This window comes from Emticicia agri (assembly GCF_004168285.1).
Lineage (GTDB): Bacteria > Bacteroidota > Bacteroidia > Cytophagales > Spirosomataceae > Emticicia > Emticicia agri.
The window spans coordinates 1-1,809 of the sequence record NZ_SEWF01000114.1 but is presented as its reverse complement, the minus strand read 5'-3'; the positions used below and the strand labels follow the sequence as shown (position 1 = coordinate 1,809).

Sequence of the window (1,809 nt, the reverse complement as noted above, 5' to 3'; positions counted from 1 at the left end):
GTTTGCAATTCAACAGGGATAGCTTCTCCAAAATACATCAGAAAGAATTTTATCCGATTCTTTACCCGGGTTATATCTCGGGTAAGTCTATCATAAACCCTCAGTAGTGACCTGTCCTGCTGTTGTTCCAATGGAGGAACATAAAGGGCTTTAAAATCTCCGTTTTTTAGCCCTCTGGCCAACTTTCCACTATCTATGCTATCACTCTTACGACGTTTCTCCTTATCACTTGTAGGTACATCTGCAGGGTGAATTACTATACAATTAATACCTGCTGAACTTAACTGACGTTGAATATTGAATCCTGCAAATCCCGCTTCATACACACAATGAATATCGGCTCCGGGATAATGTCCCTTCAAGTAGGCAGAAAGTTGTACACTATCTGGTGGTTGGGTAAAGGAGTTAAGCATCAACTCTTTAGACATCACTGTCACTTTCCAACTCTTTAAATGTGAATCAATCCCTACATAGATTGATTCTCCGCTAAAATCTCTTACTTTTGTTTTCATATGCTTCGGTTTTTGCTTTTCACTTCTGTTAACTTAAAGTTACTGTGAAACTGATTCCGAAGCTATTTTTTCAAACATACAAACTAAAAAGTCTTTTGTACCAAATAATATCGCTACGGCGAACCGTTTGGAATTTTTCCTCACCCCAACCCCTCTCCCTCGGGAGAGGTGAGTTTTACCCATAAGTACGGTTTTTTTGTAAAAATAAGTTCTTTGACATATTGAGACCATCAACAAGTGCCTGGAAATAAATCCAACCTTTCCAGATTGTTTGCCATCCGGGCATACCAGCCTGTTTGATACCCTGATGCCCTCCCATCCTGGCTAAAAGCAGCATAAACCATAAATTGGTATGCTTCTGGGCAAAAGTTAAGTCAATAGGCATCAGATATTTATCGGCAGCTATGTCAGCCATCATTAACTCATCCTGTGAGAGTAATTCATTAATCAGATGATTAGTCGTCTTCTGGGCATGCTCTTTGAGAGCTAAATATCTTGTTCTTAATAAACCAATCGCTATTAAACTCAATAGACTGATGGTATTAAAGAGTGCTTGTGGGGATTGTAATTGTCTTTGTTGGATACTACAACCCGTTTTGAGACATTTATGAAAATCTTCACAGGTAGTCCATCTGCGGGTATAGGTATCAATAATAGCTACCGCCTCTGCTAAAGTCTTTACCGGCACATTGGTAAGTATCATCCAATGGGCTAAGTCTTGTCCTTTGATAGGTTGAAGTTGCTGCAAGGTGAGTACATAAATAGGTTTAATTAAATCCTGTAAGTCAACTTTTGCAAAAGTAATCTGACACTCACATAGGTGTGCTTTGCCTTTGGCATCTAAGAGCGAACGTTCAACAATCCCACCAGGGGTTAAACTTTGCAAATAGGGCTTCAGGGTTTGAGTACTGTTTTTGAGTTTACGGTCATGTCTGCCATTGATAATAAAGAGTTGTCGATGGGTAAGTGCATAATTGAAGACCTCTGCCACATCAGCTTCTTTATCAGCTACTTGTACAACCGATATACCCGTTTTACGTCCATATTTACGGGCAAAATCAATGGCTTCAATCCATTTAGCACTCTCCTTTTCTTCAAAAGGACGCAGGTGTCTTTGATGACGTTTACCATAATCATCCCTATCTCTTTGTATGAACTCTTGGATGGGTAAGCCTAAAGGTACATAATGGTTGTCTGTCAGAATACCATTATGTATTAATACTCCATTATCGCTTCCGGTTTGAAGGTAGCCTAAATCCATCTGACGGGTAGGATAATTGCCCACTGTACTATCCTG

The 1,809-nt window shown here is 39.7% G+C and carries 2 protein-coding genes; both read right to left on the bottom strand.

Annotated elements, in window-relative coordinates; all coding sequences use genetic code 11:
- Positions 1-512: IS110 family transposase (locus EWM59_RS27270; protein ID WP_130024302.1), on the bottom strand; the 512-nt coding region annotated here is incomplete at its 3' end.
- A 175-nt stretch (positions 513-687) separates the two neighbouring features.
- Positions 688-1,809: IS4 family transposase (locus EWM59_RS27265; RefSeq protein WP_130020692.1), on the bottom strand; the 1,122-nt coding region annotated here is incomplete at its 5' end.